Here is a 21,487-nt window from a genome sequence, read left to right on the forward strand (position 1 = left end):
TGTGTTGATTAATTTATAAACCCGGCCTTTGAAATATAAGGCTGGGCTTTATTATTTGAGATAAGTTGCAACTTTGTTGCTAAAAATATAAATTAAAAGCAATATTATCCATAAAGTTGGATGACAGAAAAATTATCAGGAATACATGATGAAGGTTGACTATTATGAAATTCTTGGCGTGACTCGCGAATGTGATGATAAAAAGTTGAAATCTGCTTTTCGTAAATTGGCAATGCAATATCATCCTGATCGCAATGCGGGGGATAAAGAGGCAGAGCGAAAATTCAAAGAAATTGGCGAAGCCTATGAAGTTCTTAAAGATCCCCAGAAGCGTGCTGCTTATGATCGATTTGGCCATGCGGCCTTTGAAAATAGTGGTGGTCAAGGGGGAGCAAATCCCTTTAGTGGTTTTGCTGCTGGTGGTGGATTTGCGGATATTTTCGAAGACTTTTTTGGTGAGATTATGGGAGGGACCCACCGTAAGCGTGGTGATAGTCGCGAACGTGGTGCAGATTTGAGTTATAATATGGAAGTGACTTTAGAAGAGGCATTTTCAGGAAAAACTGCAGAAATTAATATTCCCAGTTCCGTTACGTGTGATGTTTGTGAAGGATCAGGAGCGAGAAAGGGTTCTAAGCCGCAAGTTTGTGGAACATGCCATGGATCTGGACGTGTGCGTGCTGCACAGGGTTTCTTTTCTATTGAGCGGACATGTCCTACATGTCATGGACGGGGTGAAACTATTACCGATCCGTGCCCCAAATGTCAGGGGACACGGCGTATAGAGAAAAAACGTTCATTGAGCGTAAATGTTCCAGCTGGTATTGAAGATGGAACGCGTATTCGCCTTTCTGGTGAGGGTGATGCTGGTATTCGTGGTGGCCCCAATGGTGATCTTTATATTTTTCTTTCCATTAAACCGCATGAGTTTTTTCAGCGAGAAGGAGCAGATCTTCACTGTCGCGTTCCTATTTCAATGGTAACAGCTGCTTTAGGAGGAGAGTTTGAAGTTTCCGACCTTGATGGTGTTAAAGCACGTGTTAAGATCCCAGAAGGAACACAAAATGGACGTCAATTCCGCCTTAGAGGCAAAGGTATGCCCATGTTGCGCCGTCAGCAAGCAAGGGGTGATCTTTACATCCATATCACGATTGAGACACCGCAGAAATTAACGCAAGAACAACGTGAATTGTTGCAAAAATTTGAAAAGCTCTCAAATCATGAAAATTCACCGCAATCACATGGTTTTTTTTCACGGATGAAAGAATTTTTTGAAAATATTTCTGGTTAAAATATGTGAATGTTCTCAGAATAATTAGAGAGAACTGTGGGAAAGTTATTTTCATTAAGTGTTCTATTGTCTCATTATCTTTGAAAAGCATTTTTTTCTTTAAAAAGAAAAGAGAGAGACAGCTAATTTAGGATAAACTCCTGCTGCTGATAGTTTTTATATTTCATGAGTTTTATGGATAAGTCTTATTTTTGAATGTCTATGACATTTTAAAAAGGGCTTATCCATATAAGAACGCAATTGAGTGATTGATAATAAATATTGCCGGTGTCATGATGGCTGTCTTTATGCATTCAGTATTTTTTGTATTTATTTTTTCACTCAAAATTTCTTTTTAAAGGCTCTATAAATAAAACTATAAAATAGTTAGCAGCTTGCCAAGAAACGCTAAATAAGCTGTTAGGCAATTCATCTTTTTCAAATAAAGTATCAACTTCTTATAACCGATTTTATTTCTGGCATTTTCATAGCCTTAAACCACTGCTTTCCTTAAAATACGGGTTATTCTTATTCAAAATAACTTTTACATGCTTCATCTCAGCTTTTAGCAGTAATCATGTCTTTTTAGATTGTGGATTTGGTTTTGTATTTTAATAAAGCGCTTGCTTTTGCTGTTATCTGTAAATCAATTCAGATCTCATGGAGCAGTATGTTTGAGATAAATGGATAAATGTTAAGGCAGTTCAGTATGTTCTTTACTGTTGCAACTTTTTTATGTCGGAGTGAAACAAGAGTATTGTATATATCTGTTTAAGTAATTTTTGCAACGAGGATATAGCTAAAGTTGAGGAGAATATAAAAGCATAAAAGTAGAAAATTCCAGCTTTGCCACTTCTTTTTCACTTAGCTTTGCGCCTTTCAGAAATATTCAAAGTAGTATTTAATAATGGAATACATAGTCCCTCACGCTTTTGTTTTCGCGATCTTTAATAGAGGTAAATCTCTTACGCCCATACAGAAGATCATTGTGTTACAAATCTATACGCTTGTTTTGAAGAAACATTTCCTAATGGATGTACCCCGATTGCATGCGATGGTGCTTGAAAGGGTATAAAACTTCATTGTACACCACTCTTTTTACGCTCATGTATGCGTAAGTTGACACTATCATTCCTCGTTTCAAACATTGCTGCATCTTTTGCTATTGAGAGCATTAATAAGAGGTATTTTAAGCTTTCTATAGTATTTATAATACCAAGTTCATTTGTAACGTACAAGCCAACGGTTTTTATTGATTTGAAATGTGAGAGTTAAAATGACAAAATATTCTTATATTCAGACTTCTCATTTAGGGTTTTACGCTATAAATATATAAATTATTATTATAAATCAACGCATTATAATTCTTCATAAAGGGATATTTAATTGACATTTTCTCATGTTTAATGATTGAAAAAAGTCAAATTTTTAAAACCAAAGTTATAGTCTCCGGTCGAACTTCGTTTGACAATTTCATTAAAGAAAAATTGAGATAGGTTACTAAAGCGGTTGAGTAGTTTCTTATCTTGGCGATAGGTTAATTTTATTATGATAAGAAAATTTTGCTTTTATCTTATAAAATCAATGGTTGTATATATTTCTATTCATTGTTAAGTATCCATAGGTATAAATTAATGAATTGAATATAGGGCGTCGCTTAAAAAATTTTCAAAATTTTGCTTTTCAATTTTATACATAAGATCATAAAGTAATGACGTTTTTTGACACCTATTTTGTTTAATTTTTTACGGTCAATTTTTAAAGGACATTTTTTGTGTTTCATCTTCGTAAATTAAAAGAAAATTGACGATTTTCAGGGGGATGGATAGAGTAAAGCTTGGTTTTATTGTTTTCACTTTTCCTAAGTTTCATTAAGAGATGGTAAAAAGTGATGAGGAGGCTCTATTGATGGATGATGCTAAAAACGATGATGTAGATGTTTTGGAAAAACAAGCAGCATTTTTATCGTCTGCTTTACCTTATATGCAAAAATATGAAAATGAAACGGTCGTGGTAAAATATGGCGGCCATGCTATGGGTGATCCCGCTTTGGGACGAGCATTTGCGCGTGATATTGCTCTATTAAAGCAATCAGGGATTAATCCTATTGTTGTTCATGGTGGTGGACCTCAAATTGCTAAAATTTTAATGAAAATGGGAATTGAATCACGATTTGAAAACGGTTTACGGGTAACCGATGAACGGATTGTTGAAGTTGTTGAAATGGTTTTAGCGGGATCCATAAACAAAGAAATTGTTGCTCTCATCAACGCTGAGGGTGAATGGGCAATAGGATTATGCGGCAAGGATGGCAATATGGTTTTTGCCGAAAAGGCTTATAAAACTGTCATTGATCCTGATTCTCATATTGAACGTGTTTTAGATTTGGGGTTTGTTGGTGAGCCTATTGAAGTTGATCGCACATTGCTAGATCTCTTAGCATGTTCTGAAATGATACCAGTTCTTGCTCCTGTGGCTCCAGGACGCGATGGTAAAACTTACAATATTAATGCTGATATTTTTGCTGGAGCTATTGCTGGTGCATTAGAGGCTAAACGCCTTTTATTTCTCACTGATGTTCCTGGTGTTTTGGATAAACAGGGTAAACTTTTAAAAGAATTGACAGTTTCTGAAGCTGAGAAACTTATCAAAAATGGAACAATTTCAGGAGGCATGATCCCAAAAGTAGAGACTTGTATAAAAGCCCTTCAAAATGGTGTGGAAGGTGTTGTCATTTTAAACGGTAAAACCCCTCATCCTGTTTTACTAGAACTGTTTACCGAACAGGGAATTGGAACGCTTATTGTTTCATAAATTGTGCGGAAAATTGAAGGAGAAGGCTTTTCATGAAAAGTATAAAACAGTTTAAATATCCTTTATTAAGTAAACCAGAATTGGCACTATTTGCTGCGACAATATTGTGGGGCATTACATTTTTAGTCATTCACATTGCTGTACGCTATAGCGGTCCTTTATTTTTTGTTGGATTTCGTTTTATTGTTGCATCTCTTATATGTGGGGCAATTTTTTGGCGCTCTATAAAAAGGATAACTGTTTATGAAGTTTTTGCTGGGATGGCGATTGGTTTAGCCATGTTTTTGGGGTATGCTTTTCAAGCTGCTGGACTTCAAACGATTATTAGTAGTCAGTCGGCTTTTATCACAGCGCTTTATGTACCGATGGTTCCAATCTTGCAATGGATTGTGTTTAAAAAACCTCCCCGTTTAGCATGTTGGATTGGTATTGTTTTCGCTTTTATTGGGCTTGTATTCATTTCAGGACAAAAGCCTGGAAGTTTTGATTTTTCAAAAGGTGAAATTTTGACTTTGTTAGGTGCATTAGCGATTGCTGGAGAAGTCATACTCATCGGAATTTTTGCGAACAAGGTTGATAGTCGGCGTGTAACCATTATTCAGTTATTTTTTAGTGGTTTTTTTTCATTTGCTTGTATGCCTTTGATGGGTGAAAGCATTCCTGAATTTTCGTGGGTGTGGTTTAATATTGGTATAGGATTGGCATTAATGAGTGCCATCATTCAATTAGCTATGAATTGGGCACAAAAGTCTATTTCCCCTACGCGTGCGACACTCATTTACGCAGGTGAACCGGTATGGGCTGGTATTGTTGGGCGTTTGGCTGGAGAACGTTTATCTCCCTTAGCTTTATTGGGCGGTTTGCTTATTCTTATTGGGATCATTGTGGCTGAATTACAACCTTCACAATGGCGTAAAAAAAATAAAGCAATTAAAAAAATTGATTAGCTATACATTTTTTTATTATGATTTTATTGCACGAGATTTTTGCTTGTAGAGTTTTCATTTTTAAAGTTTTTTTTAATATTAAGATGATTAAGAATTCTATAAATTATTCCAGCTTTTGCATGCCAAATTGGAGCAAGAGTATGCTTCTATCTGTTTTCTAACCTCTGAAAAGGAAAAACAAACTTCATTGAGCTAAGCATTAAGTTGTAAAAGTGAAAATTAATACGCATCTTTACGATCATTTTTAAATTCGGCTTTAACAACTTTCAAAAACATCTACGGTAATATTTTTGAATAATGAAAACTATGCACTGTCGCACGTTATTCCTTTTGTTCTTTAACTCCCATGCAAAATAGAAACGCTCAAAGCAGCCCCCATAATGGTGTATATTAACGCACTTTTTTAAAAGACATATTTTCTCAATGGATATTGTACCCATTGATGGTCCATGTGAAATGTATAAAGGCCATGAAATATCACCATTTTTACTTAAAATAAAAAATTAAAGTTAATAGCATTATTTTCTTTATCAATTACCATTACGACAAGTTTTGGTACTTGAAAGAGTTTATTAAGAAGTATTTTACTCATTCCTTAAACGGCTTTATCCATACACCAGTCCTGTTTGTCCACTTCTGTTTGTAATGTGTAAAAAATTTGATTAATTTACTATAAGCAAGCTTAAGATGAAAAAGGTTCGCGATATTCAGGGTTTTTATTTAATTTGCAAAACAATAAATAGTCATTATAAATAAAAACACTACCAAATTAATAGAAGAGATTTGATGTTTTTTTATCTTTAATGAAAGAAGAAAGGCGTTGTATAAAAGGGCATAAAAACTTTACTCAATAAAGCTTATTTCTAAAGTTTTAAACATTGAGAAGAAAATTATCTCTCTCAATATCCATTTTATTTTATAAGATTGCTGAAAAAAACAGATTATTGCGCACAAATAAAAAGCATTTCTTGCGCATTTTATTGAAAGCCTTAGTGATATACGCATCCATTATTGCGTTGCATATTCACGGGCTTATTTTAAAGAAACATCTCTTAACGCTCTCAATCCCATTTCGCGACGGTGCCTATGAATAGTATAACGGTAAATCCATTGAGCACCCCCATCTTTATGCTTATGAAAAAGTAAGTCGGCACCATCACACTATTTGCCAGCTCGTGGGTGTTGCCGACAGCTCTTGCATTAAAACGGGTTCATAAGAGCCATTTTTAGTTCTTTCTTATATAAAATTTTATCCACACACTCATGCCGCTTGTAATGTGCAAGTAAGTGATTTTAATTGATTCAAGATATACAGATTTGAAATGAGAGAATCTTACGGTACTCAAGGTTCTAATTCAATATAAATAATGCTAAATTATATTTATAAATCAATATCTTATTATATAATGCCAGCATATGAGTTATCAAACAAGATGTGAAAAGATCATTTTAGCACCCTTGGATTTAATTTAGCAAACAAAAGCCTCATTTTTTAGTCTATGAAAAGTTGTGTTTTGAGAAGCTTTTTAGGTTTATATTCTTTTGATAGAAGCCGGAGCATAATTGGTCTTTGCGTTTTGTATTATTCTTTGCTAAATCGCCTTATATGACAATAGATCGTAATTATATTCGTAATTTTTCCATCGTGGCGCATATTGATCACGGCAAATCCACTTTAGCTGATCGTTTGATTCAAATAACAGGTGGGCTTGAAACACGTGAGATGAAAGAACAAGTACTCGATTCCATGGATATTGAGCGTGAACGTGGAATTACTATTAAAGCACAAACGGTACGTTTACACTATAAGGCAAAGAATGGTGAAACCTATATTTTAAATCTTATGGATACACCTGGTCATGTGGATTTTGCTTATGAGGTTTCGCGTTCATTGGCAGCTTGTGAAGGTTCTCTGTTAGTGGTGGATGCAAGCCAAGGCGTAGAGGCGCAGACATTAGCAAATGTTTATCAAGCCATTGATAATTCCCATGAGTTAGTTGTTGTTCTCAATAAAGTTGATCTTCCAGCAGCAGAACCTGAGCGTGTTAAAGAACAAATTGAAGATGTGATAGGCATTGATACATCTCAAGCAGTAGAAATATCAGCAAAAACAGGTTTGGGTGTTCCTGATGTTTTGGAGGCAATTGTTGCACAATTACCACCTCCACGTACAGGCGATGTTGCAAATCCCTTGAAAGCAATGTTGGTTGATAGCTGGTATGATGCATATCTTGGTGTCATTGTTTTGGTACGGGTGATAGATGGTATTTTAAAAAAAGGCCAAACCATTCGTATGATGGGTACAGGAGCAAAATATCCAGTTGAGCGCGTTGGGGTTTTTACACCTAAAATGGTACAGGTTGATGAATTAGGACCAGGTGAGATTGGTTTTATCACTGCTTCTATCAAAGAGGTAGCAGACACACGGGTTGGGGATACGATTACTGAAGAGCGTCGTCCTTGTGAAAATGCTTTGCCTGGTTTTAAGCCGGCGCAACCTGTTGTCTTCTGTGGACTTTTTCCAATTGATGCTGCCGATTTTGATGATTTGCGTGCAGCCATGGGCAAATTACGCTTAAATGATGCGAGTTTTTCTTTTGAAATGGAAACATCCGCGGCTTTGGGTTTTGGTTTTCGCTGTGGCTTTTTGGGGCTTCTGCATCTTGAAATTATTCAAGAGCGATTAGAGCGTGAGTTTAATTTGGATTTAATTGCGACAGCACCTTCGGTTGTTTATCGCATGAATATGAATGATGGTTCTGTTAAAGAGTTGCACAATCCAGCAGATATGCCGGATGTGGTTAAAATTTCTTCCATAGAAGAACCATGGATTCGGGCGACAATCATGACTCCTGATAATTATCTTGGGTCAATTTTAGAACTATGCCAAGAGCGGCGCGGGGTACAGGTTGGTTTGTCCTATGTTGGAACTCGTGCTATGGTAACGTATGATTTACCACTGAATGAAGTTGTTTTTGATTTTTATGATCGGCTAAAATCGATTTCAAAGGGTTATGCTTCTTTTGATTATCAAATGACAGATTATGCAGAAGGGGATTTAGTTAAAATGTCTATTTTGGTAAATGGAGAGTCTATAGATGCATTGTCTATGCTTGTGCACCGCACGATTGCAGAAAAGCGCGGGCGTTCCATGTGTGAAAAACTGAAAGATCTTATTCCTCAGCATATGTTTCAGATTCCAGTTCAAGCGGCTATTGGTGGTAAGGTTATAGCGCGCGAAACAATTCGTGCTTTGCGTAAAGATGTAACAGCGAAATGTTACGGGGGTGATGTTACGCGTAAGCGCAAACTTTTGGAAAAGCAAAAAGAAGGCAAAAAGCGGATGCGCCAATTTGGAAAAGTAGAAATTCCACAATCGGCTTTTATCCAAGCGCTCAAAATGAATAAATAATGGAAAAAGGAATATTTTCTCTCATTGGTTGCGCTTTTGCTTTTGTCGATTGGTTCAGGTGCTTAAAGAACACTTTTAAATAGAATCGCACTGTGCTTCATGTTTTTGTGTATTGCGAATGGTGTCACTTTCTCACGTAAAACAGAATGCTTTAAACAAAATACATTTGTTGTGTTGCACGTTTGTGCACTTGTTTCAAAGAAACATCTCTCAATACATCAAACTTCATTTCACAACGGGGGCTGCAACAAAATATAACGTGAAATTCATTGTAAATTACATGAAACCCATTTGGCGCCACATCTTTATGCGTCAGAAAGGTGCAAAGCGCACCCATCATACTCTTTTTCAGCTCAAAATATTATGATAGCTCTTGGCGATAGAGAGAATTCATTAAAGGTATTTCACTCTTTTCTTGAAGTGTTTCTTACCCACACGCCAACTACGTTTGTGACGAGCAAGGAAATGATAGTGATTGATTCACTATGAAAGGATTTGAAATGAGAGAATCCTTGTATTCGAGGTTATTATTCAAGTTAAAAAACGAGAAAATATTATTATGCATTAATCTTGTGTCTAAGAACGTAAAAGATCATTAATGGATGTTTTTTCTCGTGTTTTTTGATCAACGCGTTTTACAATAACAGCACAATAAAGGTTTGGGCCTGCTTCACCATTTGGTAATGGTTTTCCAGGGAGAGAACCTGGCACGACCACTGAATAGGCTGGTACTTCACCAATAAAAATTTCACCTGTTGTACGATCAATAATCTTTGTTGATTTTCCAATAAAGACTCCCATTCCTAAAACAGCGCCTTCACGAATAATACAGCCTTCAACAATTTCAGAGCGTGCACCGATAAAGCAGTGATCTTCAATGATTGTTGGATTTGCTTGCAGGGGTTCCAAAACACCTCCAATACCAACACCGCCAGAAAGATGAACATGTTTACCAATTTGAGCACAAGAACCGACGGTGGTCCATGTATCAACCATTGTTCCTTCATCGATAAAGGCGCCGAGATTGACAAAGGATGGCATCAATACAACATGAGGTGCAATATAGGCAGAATGGCGTACAATGGCTCCAGGAACAGAACGGAAATTAGCGCTTTTAAAATCTGCCTCTTGCCAACCAGAGAATTTTGAAGGAACTTTATCCCACCAATGTGTTCCATTTACACCACCGGCAATAATTTGCATAGGGTTAAGCCGAAAAGAGAGCAAAACAGCTTTTTTCAACCATTGATGAACATGCCATTGTCCGTTTTTTTGCCGTTCTGCGACGCGAATTGCACCTTTATCGAGAAGATTCAATGCGTGTTCGACACTCTCACGAATTTCACCTTTTGTGGTAGTATCAATAGAATCACGATCATCAAATGCTTTTTCGATAATGATTTCAAGTTGTGTGAGATTGATCATGAACATAGTTCCGTTAAACAAGTTGAAAGCTTCAAGATTTATTCTCTATGACTTACGCGAAGAAATGTTTTCAGTCAATAAAACGATGAGGAAGTAGGACAGGTGCATGAAAAAAGGCTGTAAAGAAAAAAGAAAAGCAGAGCAAGAAAACTGGACACCACTTCTCCATACGAAGGATGCTCTACAACAAATACATAAAGTCTCTAATTCAGCACAGGTGCGTTCGTCTACTTATCGTTTAGCCTATATCGATCAAGAGTTTATGATGCGTCCAGAGTTGCGCTCACAACGTATTGGTCTTGAATTTTTAAAGCCGGAAATAACTCTTAAAGAATATAATATTCAATCGACAGTTGTTTTGTTTGGTGGTGCGCGCATTCCTGAACCTAGGCAAGCTGCGTGGGCAGCAAAAAATGAAACACAAAAGAAAAATTTGCGTGCTATGTCACATTATTACGATGAAGCAAGAGAGTTTGCGCGTTTGTGCTCACTTTATTCTGCTACGACAGAATATCGTGAATTTGTGGTTGTTACGGGGGGCGGACCAGGGATCATGGAGGCGGGAAATCGTGGTGCTTGTGATGTTGGGGCTCCAACAATTGGCTTGAATATTATTTTACCGCATGAGCAAGAGCCTAATTCATATGTTTCGCCGCATTTGTGTTTTAATTTTCACTATTTAGGGATGCGAAAAATGCATTTTTTATTACGAGCGAAAGCATTAGCCATTTTTCCTGGAGGATTTGGGACTCTGGATGAACTGTTTGAGACGTTAACTTTAGTACAGACGGGGCGTATGAAACAGGTACCAATTTTATTGTTTGGCAAAGAATTTTGGAGCAATGCTATCAACTTTGAGTATCTATCTGCACAAGGTACGATCTCTCCCAGTGATGTTAATTTTGTGAAATTTGTCAATACAGCAGCAGAAGCGTTTGAAGAAATTCGTTCTTTTTATATGCTGCCTTAACAGTTTTTGAGGCGTTAACGCTTGAAGGATCATTAATATTCTACTTTGGTTAAATAAAGTCCTGAGGGGGGGGCAACAACACCACAGCGTTTGCGATCTTTAGCGTGAAGAGCTGCTTCAAGATCTTGTGTTGTCCAACGTCCAATACCCACTTCCATGAGGCTTCCTGCGAATGAACGGATTTGATGATGAAGAAAAGAACGAGCTTGTGCATAAAGGAAGATTTCCTCTCCTTCTCTTTGAACATCAAGGCGTTCAAGGGTACGAATAGGGCTTTTGGCTTGGCAATGTGCTGAACGGAAAGTTGTAAAATCATGTTGTCCAACAAGCTTTTGCGCAGCTTCATGCATAGCTTCAGCATTAAGAGGTTTTGGTATCCACCATACGCGTTTGGCATTTAGAGCTGGTGGAGAGCGGCGATTGAGAATTTTAAAAAGATAATGGCGCTTTACAGCGGAAAATCGTGCATCAAAGTCATCAGGGACATTTTGTACGTTTAGGATTGAAATCGCTTCTCCCTGTTTACGTAAAAGAGCATTGAGTGCGTCACGCACAGTATGGGGGGGCCAGTTTTTTTCAAAATCAACATGGGCAACTTGTCCCGTGGCATGCACCCCTGCATCCGTTCGTCCTGCTGTTGTTATGGTCAATTGTTGTCCACTGAAGGAAAAGAGTACCTGTTCAAGAGTTCCTTGTATCGTGTGAAGCTCCACTTGACGCTGCCAACCAGCATAATTTGAACCATCGTATTCAAGAGTGAGTTTAAAACGTGGCATATTAAAAAACAGCAGAAATATGAGCGCCTCGCAAGAATGTTGCGCTATCAAGAATTTTACCGCCAGATCTTTGGAGAGAGGTTATTTCTATCCGTCCTTGTCCACAATGAATAATCAAAGAATTTGGTTCTATCCTCCCAATTTCAAAAGAAGCTCCTGTTGTTAAGCGACTTTCAATAATTTTTACGCGTTCTTCTCGTCCACCGATATTCATATTGCACCAGCAACTAGGAGAGGGAGAGAGCGCGCGAATATGCCTATGAATAAACTCTGCAGGTTTTGTCCAATCAATGCGGGTTTCTTCTTTCCTAATTTTGGCTGCATAGGTGATGCCTTCCTCTGATTGTGGGGTCAGTTTAAGTTGTCCTTTTTCAAGAGTTGATAGAGCTTCTATCATAAGTTCTGCGGCTATATTTGAAAGTTTATTTGAAAGCTCAGCGCTGGTGGCGCTATCAGTAATAGGGAGAGAACGAGAAAGAGCAATAGGTCCTGTATCAAGTCCTTCATCCATTTTCATGATCATGATACCTGTTTCCTTATCACCGGCCATAATTGCTCGTTGAATAGGTGCAGCACCACGCCAACGTGGTAAGAGTGAAGCGTGGGCATTAAAACAACCAAAACGCGGTGCTTCGAGAATAGCTTTGGGTAACAGGAGTCCATAAGCCACGACAATAGCAGCATCAACAGAAAGTGCTGCAAATTTTTCTTGTTGTTCGGCTGTTTTAAGTGTTTGAGGCGTAAAGATAGGAATAGATTTTTCTTTTGCTACCGTGTGAACAGCTGAGGGGATTAATTTAAGCCCCCGACGTCCTGCTGGACGAGGGGGTTGACTATAAACAGCGACAACATCATGACCAGCATTCAATAAAGCATGTAAAATGGGAACAGAAAAATCTGGTGTTCCCATAAAACTTAACCGTAATGCCATTACAAAACTGCTTCCTGTGTGTTTTTTTCTTTTGCGCGTTTTTTAAATTTTCGTATCACCATATCGCGTTTGATCTTTGAAATGTAATCAATAAAAAGACGCCCATTTAAATGATCAATTTCATGCTGTAAGCAAGTCGCCAAGAGATCATCTGCTTCAATTTCTGTCTGTTTTCCTTCACGGTCCTGATAGCGAACACGCAGACGTTTAGGGCGTTCAACTTCCGCAAAATAGTCAGGAATAGAAAGACAACCTTCTTTATAAATATTGCGCTCATCTGAAAGCCATAAAATCTCAGGGTTGATAATAACAAGCGGTTTTTTCTGCTCATCTTCAGAATTTCCAGAGACATCCATAACCAACATACGTAGTGGTATACCAATTTGAATAGCAGCAAGACCAACACCTTTAGAATGATACATGGTCTCCAACATATCATCTGCGAGCTTTTGGAGAGCTGAATCGACCTGCTCAACGGGTTTGGACTCTTCCCGTAAAATCGGATCAGGTAAAATAACTAAAGATCTTATTGGCATAAGAAGAGATTAATCAAAGGTTTGTTATTGGTCAATATTGAATAACGGATTCTTGCATTTTTTTACCATAAGAGCGTTATATTACCTTTTATGTTTGATTCGTTTTTTTCTATACTCACTGGTGAGTTTTTTTCTAAATTAATCGTTTTACTTTTATTTACACTTGTCTGTTTGGCATTTTTTATGCTGATACATTCTCATCGAAAAAGAACATTTTTGGAACAAGAAACTGCTGAACGTGCGCGTGAGGCACAAATGCAGATGGCTACCTTGCTAAAAACACAAGCTGAAATGCAAGGGCGAATGCAAACGATGGCGGAAATTTTTGGTCAACGGCAAGCTGAATTGAATAAATCGCTCAGTGAGCAACTCAATGGAATGACAACAAGCTTAGGTCAAACACTTCAGGTACAGACTAAATCCACTTATGAAAATTTGAATCGTTTGCAAGAACGTTTAGCAGTGATTGATGCGGCACAAAATAATATTCAATCGCTTACGGGACAAGTTGTTCAGTTGCAATCCATTTTAAGCAATAAGCAGACACGTGGTACCTTTGGTCAGGGGCGGATGGAAGCAATTATTGCTGATGCCTTACCAGCAAATGCCTATGCTTTTCAGGCTGTTCTTTCCAACGGAAAGCGCCCAGATTGTCTTATTCATATGCCCAATAAAGCACCTTCTCTTGTTGTTGATGCTAAATTCCCTCTAGAGGCTTGGAATGCTATGCGTAAAGCCGCATCAACGCAAGAGCGTCAAGAGGCAGAACGCCAATTTCGTACCGATATGGAAGTCCATATCCGTGATATTGCGCAGAAATATTTAATTCCTGGAGAAACCCATGACACTGCTTTCCTTTTTGTGCCATCGGAATCAATTTTTGCAACAATTTATGAGGACTTTGAGGCATTGGTACAAAAAGCCAATAGAGCCCATGTGATTATTGTTTCACCATCTTTGTTGATGCTCTCTGTCCAGGTTGTACAAACCATTATGAAAGATGCGCGGATGCGTGAACAAGCGCATTTAATTCAATCGGAAGTGGCAAAACTGATGGAAGATTTTGGACGAATGGATATGCGTGTTCGCGCCCTACAGAAGCACTTTTACAAAGCAGGTGAAGATATAGAGGGAATTTTAATATCATCTTCCAAAATTATGAAACGGGCAAATCGCATTGAAACTTTCGAATTAAAAGAAAATTACTCTGAGCCAACAAAAATGACAACATCCGCTCAGTCACAAACATTGCGTTTAGTTGATGAGGAATAACGCAAAACAATTTTCTTAAATATCACAAGTTAGATCACGCTCTTTATTGATTGGTAATCATTTTTTAGTATCTCTATCTTGTTTTATTTCTTAAACGAGAGGAATAGAGAATATGCGACACCTTTTGTTTTTAGGGGCATTGGTGTTTCTGCTAGGGGGCTGTGCAACAACCACTCCTACTCACACAAACAATGCTTGCGCTATTTTAGCACAAAAAAATGGTTTTTTTGATAATTGGGGAAAGGCGTCTCAAAAAGCAGAAATGCGCTATGGGATTCCTATGCCTATTATTCTTGCAACCATTAATATGGAATCAAGTTTTCGTCATAATGCACGTCCTCCACGCAAAAAACTACTTGGTTTTATCCCATGGAAGCGTCGGTCGACAGCTTATGGTTATGCTCAAGCGCTTGACAGTACATGGGCAATGTATCTTCGCTCTACAGGAAAGTCTTTTGCATGGCGTACGAATTTCGCAGATGCTGCTGATTTTGTTGCTTGGTATCATCGCCAAAGTGTTCAACGCAATGGCGTGAGGTTTGATGATGCATATAGCCTTTATTTAAATTATCATATGGGACATGGTGCTTATGCGCGTAGTGGCGGGCATGTCACTGTTGCACTTTCACAGGTAGCACAGCGCATGGCGAGAATATCGAAGCTCTATGAACAGCAATTAAAGAGATGTGGATGGCGTTAGGGAGGATTTTGAAAATCTCAATCAGAGAATTGATGTGGTGAAATTATTTGAGAGCAAAATTTCTTATGGTGCGACAAGGTTATCTCGTTTTTCCGGTTTTAGAATAAAATAAATTGTTATTGAATAGAATAAACTCAAGCGACAGAAAGCTTTTGCAATGCACGATATATTTGAGCGCACTCTCTATATTTTCCCCCTTTGTTCAAAGAGTTGACAATAGAAACGATCTTCCATTTAGCGCGCTGGCATTGAGCACTGGGTGAAATACCAGAGATTATTGAAGGAAAAAATATAATCTCTTTTTTATTTTCATTATATGCATTATTGGCTGAATATTCTGTTTATTAAGTGTATAAAATAGCAATCAAAACAAATGCAATTCCAGCATTATAAAGAGGTAAAAAGTTCAATATAAAAAACGAGAAATGCATTCAATGAAAGAGTATCGTTTCATAAAAACTTTTCTTTGTATAAAGGGAGTGCTACAGCTCTTCAGAAACCTAAGTGTATATTGAGTATTGTATAGAATGAAGCGTGTCTATTCATCTTTCCTGCCCTATTATTAATTAAAAAAATTATCTTGTAGTGTTGTAAAACACTATCATTTATAGGACTGTAAAGTATATATAACTTTACAGAGCAGAATATTCTAGGAAGGATTTTTCTGTAACGCCTATGAAAAAACAAATAAGCCTTCAATGTTGTGATAGCGCTTGCATTTGAGACTATTTATGAGAGGCATTTTTATTCTTTTCTTAAACGGTTTTTACTAAAAATCATTGTTTTATAACGGTAATATACCTTTATTCATATTGAATTAAGAATTTTGAATAGCTTAGGATTTTGTCATTTCAGATCTCTTGATGTTTAACCAAGAAAAACCATTGGCTTGTACATAAGCGCGATTGGCATGTGGATAAAAACACATAAAGAAAGGAGCAAAAATACCTCTTATGAACATTCTCAAATATAAGAATTTTTGCAACATTAGGGATTGAAAAGTATAATGATGGCACTGCTTTACTCCTACACCTCCAACATCGTTTGTGATGTGTAAGGAAGGAATCCTATTGATTCAATGCGTTATAGCTTATGGTGAGAGAAGTTTATTTTGTTTAGAGTTATCACTTAATAATATAAATAATTTATAATGATAACAATATGTTATTTAAGATTTAACATGCTTCAGTATTGAGTTGGTGAATGCTACTCAAGGGGATAATTTTTTAAATTGCTAGAACATCTGATAAGACTAAAAATATTCAACAAAAGTCCTGATTCGCAATAATTGGAAAGTATATCTTAATCTTCTATTCCCAAATCTTTATTTAGGTACTTCTTATCTTTTAAAAGGATATCGATAATCAACAGATTATGATTTTGTAGTGAAGAAGGATTCAAATTTTGTCCTTTAAAATAGGTGTCAGTTAAACAGCTCCTTTTTTATTTCTGTGTAAAGCATAAAAAATGATCCTTTCCATTGTTATGTAAAGTAAAACTTTACAATCCAACAAATGATTAGAAACGCATAATGATAGCATTAAAGCAAGGAACGCGCTACTGGAACAATGGTTACAGAGCACATAAATCTTTTAAAGATGCACAGATTCTATAACTGATTCTCTTGACAGAAAAGCCAACCCTTTTGGTGGAGCTAAGCGGGATCGAACCGCTGACCTCTTGCATGCCATGCAAGCGCTCTCCCAGCTGAGCTATAGCCCCTATAAAAACAAACTTTCTCAAAAGAACAATATACAACCCATGCCTTTTAAAGCGAGAAAAATTGAAGATCAAGAAGAATTTGCATTCAATAGAAAAGATGCCTTCTTTTACTTCTTTTAAGTGTCGTCATCGTTAGAAACACCACCTCCAAGAATATCAGTAACATCCTCCTCCTCATCGTCATCATCATGAGATAAAAATGTATCATCGTCATCACCGAGATCTACATCACTATCTTCCAAATCAGGAAGATCGTCATCTTTAGAATCTTCATCATCCTCTTCAAGAAGCATAAAAGCAGATTTTTCAAGTGCTGTATCAAGCTCTTCAGTATCAACTTCTTCTTCGTTGTTTGCTTCAGCTGCCGCAACCTCAAAATAAGAACGTGGATAAGAAATTCCTGTATAAGGCGACACAATAGGATCGCGATTTAGATCGTAAAATTTTTTTCCTGTTTCTGGATCAACACGTTTAGTTCCGAGTTCCTGTTTTGCCATAAGCCGTGCCTCTTTGATTAACTATTATTCCATTAAAAGATGAATTTTATGGTGCTTAATCGAAAAATAATGCCTTTGTCAAAGATAAATACATTGCTCCGCATAGATTTTCTCATGACGTCCTTTAAAGCATGTGCTAAAGGATGCATAATTTCATAAAAGTTAGATAGAATTAAATAGAATTTCCATGCAAAAAGCAATCCCTATAACCGCCTATAAATCGAGTAGTCTCTCTGGAAAAATTCAAATACCAGGAGATAAATCAATCTCCCATCGCTCTCTTATATTGGGAGGATTAGCAAGTGGTGAGACATATATCCACGGATTACTTGAAAGCGCTGATATACTCAATACAGCTGCTGCTATGCAAGCTATGGGCGCCTGTATTATTAAAAAAGATGAAGTTTGGATCATACGAGGAACAGGAAATGGTTGCCTCTTAGCTGCGCAAAAACCTTTAGACTTTGGCAACGCTGGAACAGGTGCTCGTTTGGTTATGGGATTGGTTGGTCCCTATCATATGAAAACAACTTTTATTGGTGATGCTTCTCTCTCTAAACGTCCAATGGGACGTATCCTTGATCCACTGCGTCTCATGGGGGTTGAAATTGAGGCAACGCACGATGATCACCTTCCTTTAACGCTTTATGGACCGAAAATGGCTAATCCGATTCGCTACCGTGTTCCAATAGCTTCCTCCCAAATTAAATCAGCAATCCTGTTTGCTGGACTCAATACCGCCGGCACTACAACTGTTATTGAACCTGTTCTGACACGAGATCATACGGAAAAAATGTTAAAAGCATTCGGTGCGCAACTTGAAATAGAAAAAGATAACGAAGGTGCGCGTTTGATTCATCTTAATGGTCAACCCCATCTTACTGGACAAACAATTCATATTCCGGGGGATCCTTCTTCTTCTGCTTTTCCAATTATCGCAGCCCTTCTTGTAGAAGACTCTGATATCACCGTTGAAAATGTTTTGATAAATAACTCTCGAATAGGACTTATCGAAACATTGTGGGAAATGGGTGCTCAAATTGATTTTTTGAACCGACGTCAAACAGGTGGAGAGGATGTTGCTGATCTACGGATAAAATCATCGGTCCTTAGAGGCGTTACGGTGCCCAAAGAACGTGCTCCATCGATGATTGATGAATATCCTGCTTTGGCAGTAGCAGCAGCCTTTGCAGAAGGCGAAACAGTTATGTTAGGCATTGAAGAATTGCGTGTTAAAGAATCAGATCGGCTGTCTGCTGTTGCTCAAGGATTAAAAATTAATGGCGTAGACTGTGAAGAAGGTCAAGATTTTCTTGTTGTTTATGGAAAAGGTTCTGCCAAAGGTTTGGGGGGTGGGTATGTTGCCACACATCTTGATCATCGAATTGCTATGTGTTTTCTCATTTTTGGGCTTGTGTCAGAAAAACCTGTTACCATTGATGATAAACGAATGATCGCTACGAGCTTTCCAGAGTTTATTCCTTTTATAAAAAAACTTGGGGGGAGAATCGCTTGAAGCCTTTTGTTATTGCTATTGATGGACCTGCAGCCTCAGGCAAAGGAACCTTAGCACGTAAAATTGCTGCACATTATCATCTTCATCATCTCGATACTGGTCTCACTTATCGTGGTGTTGCTTATGCGCTTTTACAACAAAATTTATCTCTTCATGATGAAAGTAATGCTATTATTTATGCTAAAGAACTTGATTTTAATACCTTAAATCCTTCTCTTCTTTCTTCTCATGAACTTGGTGAAGCGGCTTCAAAAATAGCAATTAACCCTGCTGTACGCAAAATTCTTGTCGAAAAACAACGCAACTTTGCTAAAGTTTTGCCCGGCTGTGTGCTTGATGGGCGTGATATCGGAACGATTGTTTGTCCTGATGCCGATATCAAGTTTTATATTCTAGCCAATGTTCAAACACGCGCCAAACGCCGCTACCAAGAGATTTTAAAAAAAGGTGTTCAAGCAAATTATCATGAAATCCTAGCTCAACTTGAACAGCGCGACAGTCGCGATATAACGCGCAAACAAAGCCCACTAAAACCAGCAAAAAACGCCCACTTGCTTGATACGTCAGAATTGAGTATAGAAGCAACATTTGAAATTGCATGTAGTTTTATTGATCCAATCATAAAAATGCATATAATTGGATAAATTCGTCAAGGTGACTTCCGGCCTAGCGCTAACTTTTTTTCCTGTATTTAAAAGGAAAAAGGCAAGAAGTTGCTTATGTTAACACTAACCTAGCGCTCATACCTTATAATACAAGGTATATATTAGGAGTTCTTATGTCACAATACAATCCCACAACAGCGGATTTTGAAGCCCTTTTAACAGAATCTTTTCAAACTAATGATCTTAATGAAGGATCTGTTGTTAAAGGTCGTGTTATTGCAATCGAAAAAGACATGGCCATTATTGATGCTGGTCTTAAAGTCGAAGGACGTATTCCTCTCAAAGAATTTGGAGCTAAAGCAAAAGATGGTTCTTTGCAAGTTGGCGATGAAGTTGAGGTTTACATTGAACGCATTGAAAATGCGATGGGTGAAGCTGTTTTATCGCGTGAAAAAGCAAGGCGCGAAGAAAGTTGGGTCCGTTTGGAGGAAAAATTCAATGCTGGTGCGCGCGTTGATGGAGTGATCTTTAGCCAAGTAAAAGGTGGTTTTACAGTCGATCTTGATGGTGCCGTTGCTTTCTTACCTCGCAGCCAAGTTGATATTCGTCCCATTCGTGATGTTTCACCTCTCATGCATAATTCACAGTCCTTTGAAATTTTGAAGATGGATCGTCGTCGTGGCAATATTGTGGTCTCACGCCGCACTGTTTTAGAAGAAAGCCGCGCTGAGCAACGTTCAGAAATCGTACAAAATCTTGAAGAAAACCAAATCGTTGAAGGTGTGGTGAAAAATATTACAGATTATGGTGCCTTTGTTGATCTTGGTGGGATTGATGGTCTCTTGCACGTTACAGATATGGCATGGCGGCGTGTTAATCACCCATCTGAAGTGCTCACAATTGGCCAAACGATTAAAGTGCAGATTATTCGCATTAATCAAGATACGCACCGTATTTCTCTTGGAATGAAACAGCTTGAAAGTGATCCTTGGGAAAGTATCAGTGTCCGGTATCCGATTGGTAAAAAAATTACGGGTGCTGTTACCAACATTACTGATTACGGTGGTTTTGTTGAAATTGAACCAGGAATCGAAGGGCTGATCCATGTTTCTGAAATGAGCTGGACAAAGAAAAATGTTCATCCTGGAAAAATTCTGTCTACATCACAAGAAGTAGAAGTGGTTGTTCTTGAGATTGATCCTTCTAAACGGCGTATTTCTCTTGGCTTAAAACAAACATTTGAAAATCCATGGGAAGCTTTTGCCAATAAATTTCCTGTCAATTCTCAAATTGAAGGAGAGGTTAAAAATAAAACAGAATTTGGTCTCTTTATTGGGCTTGAAGGCGATGTTGACGGTATGGTTCATCTGTCTGATCTTGATTGGAACCGTCCTGGTGAACAAGTCATTGATACTTACAATAAAGGCGATATCGTTAAAGCTGTGGTTCTTGATGTTGACATTGAAAAAGAGCGCATTTCTCTTGGAATTAAGCAGCTTTCCAGCGATAAAGTTGGAGAAGCAGCTGCTTCTGGCGAATTGCGAAAAGGTGCAGTTGTAACATGCGAAGTGATTGCTGTTAACGACAATGACATTGGTGTAAAATTGATTGACCACAACCTTGAGACAACTATTCGGCGTGCTGATCTTGCGCGTGATCGTGATGAGCAACGTCCTGAGCGTTTCGCAATTGGGCAAAAGGTTGATGCTCGCATCACAGCATTTGATAAAAAAACACGTAAAATTTCAGTATCAATCAAAGCTTTAGAAATTGCAGAGGAAAAAGAAGCTGTTGCACAATATGGTTCTACAGATTCAGGTGCTTCTCTTGGTGATATTCTGGGTGCAGCTTTGAAAAAACAAGAACAAGATTAATCATCAATCATTAAAGTTGATGTTGTTATTAAGGTCACTCATTTTAAGAGTGACCTTTTTATTTTCTAAAGAAATTGTCTACTTATTTTTTAATTATTGCGTCAAAAATTGCAAATGCTTGCAAATAAAAACAAAAAGTTTGTTTTTTTGTCTATCAACGGTTCACTATTCAGATAAAATGCTTACAATTTAAATAAAAAACGATGTAATTAAATAACAA

Annotated in this window: 15 protein-coding genes, 1 tRNA gene and 1 pseudogene; 10 read left to right on the plus strand and 7 right to left on the minus strand. The window is 37.6% G+C overall.

From position 1 onward, the window contains the following. Positions 1-148 precede the first annotated feature (148 nt). The 3 genes from dnaJ (at position 149) to ACFIMW_RS02080 (ending at position 5,031) form a co-directional block, all read left to right on the plus strand. Positions 149-1,291 (plus strand): molecular chaperone DnaJ, encoded by a 1,143-nt coding sequence (gene dnaJ, locus ACFIMW_RS02070; protein WP_375606148.1) that lies wholly within the window; start codon positions 149-151, stop codon positions 1,289-1,291. 1,887 nt (positions 1,292-3,178) lie between these two features. Then, on the plus strand, positions 3,179-4,084 hold the full coding sequence (argB, locus tag ACFIMW_RS02075; protein WP_375606149.1) for an acetylglutamate kinase: 906 nt from the start codon (positions 3,179-3,181) through the stop codon (positions 4,082-4,084). A 32-nt stretch (positions 4,085-4,116) separates the two neighbouring features. Then, positions 4,117-5,031, plus strand: a complete 915-nt coding sequence (locus tag ACFIMW_RS02080; RefSeq protein WP_375606150.1) for a DMT family transporter — start codon at positions 4,117-4,119, stop codon at positions 5,029-5,031. Between the two features lie 1,035 nt (positions 5,032-6,066). Here ACFIMW_RS02080 and ACFIMW_RS02085 read toward each other — a convergent pair. Continuing rightward, a pseudogene (locus tag ACFIMW_RS02085) lies at positions 6,067-6,189 on the minus strand (integrase); the annotation flags it as partial. A 448-nt stretch (positions 6,190-6,637) separates the two neighbouring features. On the opposite strand from ACFIMW_RS02085, the gene lepA reads away from it, so the two are divergent. Further along, positions 6,638-8,443, plus strand: coding sequence for a translation elongation factor 4 (lepA, locus tag ACFIMW_RS02090; RefSeq protein WP_375607987.1), 1,806 nt, complete (start codon positions 6,638-6,640; stop codon positions 8,441-8,443). A 576-nt stretch (positions 8,444-9,019) separates the two neighbouring features. Here lepA and dapD read toward each other — a convergent pair. Further along, positions 9,020-9,868, minus strand: coding sequence for a 2,3,4,5-tetrahydropyridine-2,6-dicarboxylate N-succinyltransferase (dapD, locus tag ACFIMW_RS02095; RefSeq protein ID WP_375606151.1), 849 nt, complete (start codon positions 9,866-9,868; stop codon positions 9,020-9,022). A 106-nt stretch (positions 9,869-9,974) separates the two neighbouring features. Between dapD and ACFIMW_RS02100 the strand changes: the two genes are divergently transcribed. Beyond that, positions 9,975-10,838 (plus strand): LOG family protein, encoded by an 864-nt coding sequence (locus tag ACFIMW_RS02100; RefSeq protein WP_375606152.1) that lies wholly within the window; start codon positions 9,975-9,977, stop codon positions 10,836-10,838. Positions 10,839-10,870: 32 nt separating this feature from the next. Here ACFIMW_RS02100 and truA read toward each other — a convergent pair whose 3' ends face one another. Genes truA through def form a run of 3 tightly spaced genes read right to left on the minus strand, consistent with a single transcriptional unit; the run spans position 10,871 to position 13,081 of the window. After that, on the minus strand, positions 10,871-11,614 hold the full coding sequence (truA, locus tag ACFIMW_RS02105; protein ID WP_375606153.1) for a tRNA pseudouridine(38-40) synthase TruA: 744 nt from the start codon (positions 11,612-11,614) through the stop codon (positions 10,871-10,873). A gap of 1 nt (position 11,615) precedes the next feature. After that, positions 11,616-12,545 carry a methionyl-tRNA formyltransferase gene (gene fmt / locus ACFIMW_RS02110; RefSeq protein WP_375606154.1) on the minus strand — a complete coding sequence of 310 codons (930 nt, stop codon included), beginning with the start codon at positions 12,543-12,545 and terminating at the stop codon, positions 11,616-11,618. After that, positions 12,545-13,081, minus strand: a complete 537-nt coding sequence (gene def / locus ACFIMW_RS02115) for a peptide deformylase (protein ID WP_375606155.1) — start codon at positions 13,079-13,081, stop codon at positions 12,545-12,547. The genes fmt and def overlap by 1 nt, the downstream gene beginning before the upstream one ends. Before the next feature lie 90 nt (positions 13,082-13,171). Here def and ACFIMW_RS02120 point away from each other — a divergent pair, with 90 nt between their 5' ends. Both ACFIMW_RS02120 and ACFIMW_RS02125 read left to right on the plus strand, forming a co-directional pair. Further along, a complete protein-coding gene (locus tag ACFIMW_RS02120) occupies positions 13,172-14,353 on the plus strand; it encodes a DNA recombination protein RmuC (protein ID WP_375607945.1) in 1,182 nt (393 codons plus the stop codon). A gap of 112 nt (positions 14,354-14,465) precedes the next feature. Then, positions 14,466-15,053: a hypothetical protein gene (locus ACFIMW_RS02125; RefSeq protein WP_375607946.1), complete on the plus strand. Its 588-nt coding sequence runs from the start codon at positions 14,466-14,468 to the stop codon at positions 15,051-15,053. A 1,646-nt stretch (positions 15,054-16,699) separates the two neighbouring features. On the opposite strand, the gene ACFIMW_RS02130 is transcribed toward ACFIMW_RS02125, so the two are convergent. Together ACFIMW_RS02130 and ACFIMW_RS02135 are read right to left on the minus strand one after the other, a co-directional pair. Next, positions 16,700-16,775: transfer RNA gene (locus tag ACFIMW_RS02130), tRNA-Ala, on the minus strand. Between the two features lie 116 nt (positions 16,776-16,891). Beyond that, positions 16,892-17,272, minus strand: coding sequence for a TIGR02300 family protein (locus tag ACFIMW_RS02135; protein WP_375607947.1), 381 nt, complete (start codon positions 17,270-17,272; stop codon positions 16,892-16,894). Positions 17,273-17,459: 187 nt separating this feature from the next. On the opposite strand from ACFIMW_RS02135, the gene aroA reads away from it, so the two are divergent. The 3 genes from aroA to rpsA all read left to right on the plus strand — a co-directional run bounded on the left by aroA (position 17,460) and on the right by rpsA (position 21,267). After that, entirely contained in the window at positions 17,460-18,788 is a 1,329-nt protein-coding gene (gene aroA / locus ACFIMW_RS02140; protein ID WP_375607948.1) for a 3-phosphoshikimate 1-carboxyvinyltransferase, read from the plus strand. Beyond that, positions 18,785-19,432 carry a (d)CMP kinase gene (gene cmk, locus ACFIMW_RS02145; RefSeq protein WP_375606160.1) on the plus strand — a complete coding sequence of 216 codons (648 nt, stop codon included), beginning with the start codon at positions 18,785-18,787 and terminating at the stop codon, positions 19,430-19,432. The genes aroA and cmk overlap by 4 nt, the downstream gene beginning before the upstream one ends. 134 nt (positions 19,433-19,566) lie before the next feature. Then, a complete protein-coding gene (gene rpsA, locus ACFIMW_RS02150) occupies positions 19,567-21,267 on the plus strand; it encodes a 30S ribosomal protein S1 (protein ID WP_026500132.1) in 1,701 nt (566 codons plus the stop codon). The last annotated feature ends 220 nt before the right edge of the window (positions 21,268-21,487 follow it).

The organism is Bartonella sp. AC329YNZD (assembly GCF_042196685.1).
Classification (GTDB): domain Bacteria; phylum Pseudomonadota; class Alphaproteobacteria; order Rhizobiales; family Rhizobiaceae; genus Bartonella.

Bases quoted from the DNA above. Each gene is read 5' to 3' on its own strand.
- fmt (WP_375606154.1), bottom strand. From the start codon at position 12,545: ATGGCATTACGGTTAAGTTTTATGGGAACACCAGATTTTTCTGTTCCC.
- ACFIMW_RS02120 (WP_375607945.1), top strand. From the start codon at position 13,172: ATGTTTGATTCGTTTTTTTCTATACTCACTGGTGAGTTTTTTTCTAAA.
- ACFIMW_RS02135 (WP_375607947.1), bottom strand. From the start codon at position 17,272: ATGGCAAAACAGGAACTCGGAACTAAACGTGTTGATCCAGAAACAGGA.
- ACFIMW_RS02100 (WP_375606152.1), top strand. From the start codon at position 9,975: ATGAAAAAAGGCTGTAAAGAAAAAAGAAAAGCAGAGCAAGAAAACTGG.
- rpsA (WP_026500132.1), top strand. From the start codon at position 19,567: ATGTCACAATACAATCCCACAACAGCGGATTTTGAAGCCCTTTTAACA.
- def (WP_375606155.1), bottom strand. From the start codon at position 13,081: ATGCCAATAAGATCTTTAGTTATTTTACCTGATCCGATTTTACGGGAA.
- dapD (WP_375606151.1), bottom strand. From the start codon at position 9,868: ATGATCAATCTCACACAACTTGAAATCATTATCGAAAAAGCATTTGAT.
- dnaJ (WP_375606148.1), top strand. From the start codon at position 149: ATGAAGGTTGACTATTATGAAATTCTTGGCGTGACTCGCGAATGTGAT.
- aroA (WP_375607948.1), top strand. From the start codon at position 17,460: ATGCAAAAAGCAATCCCTATAACCGCCTATAAATCGAGTAGTCTCTCT.
- argB (WP_375606149.1), top strand. From the start codon at position 3,179: ATGGATGATGCTAAAAACGATGATGTAGATGTTTTGGAAAAACAAGCA.
- truA (WP_375606153.1), bottom strand. From the start codon at position 11,614: ATGCCACGTTTTAAACTCACTCTTGAATACGATGGTTCAAATTATGCT.
- lepA (WP_375607987.1), top strand. From the start codon at position 6,638: ATGACAATAGATCGTAATTATATTCGTAATTTTTCCATCGTGGCGCAT.
- ACFIMW_RS02125 (WP_375607946.1), top strand. From the start codon at position 14,466: ATGCGACACCTTTTGTTTTTAGGGGCATTGGTGTTTCTGCTAGGGGGC.
- ACFIMW_RS02080 (WP_375606150.1), top strand. From the start codon at position 4,117: ATGAAAAGTATAAAACAGTTTAAATATCCTTTATTAAGTAAACCAGAA.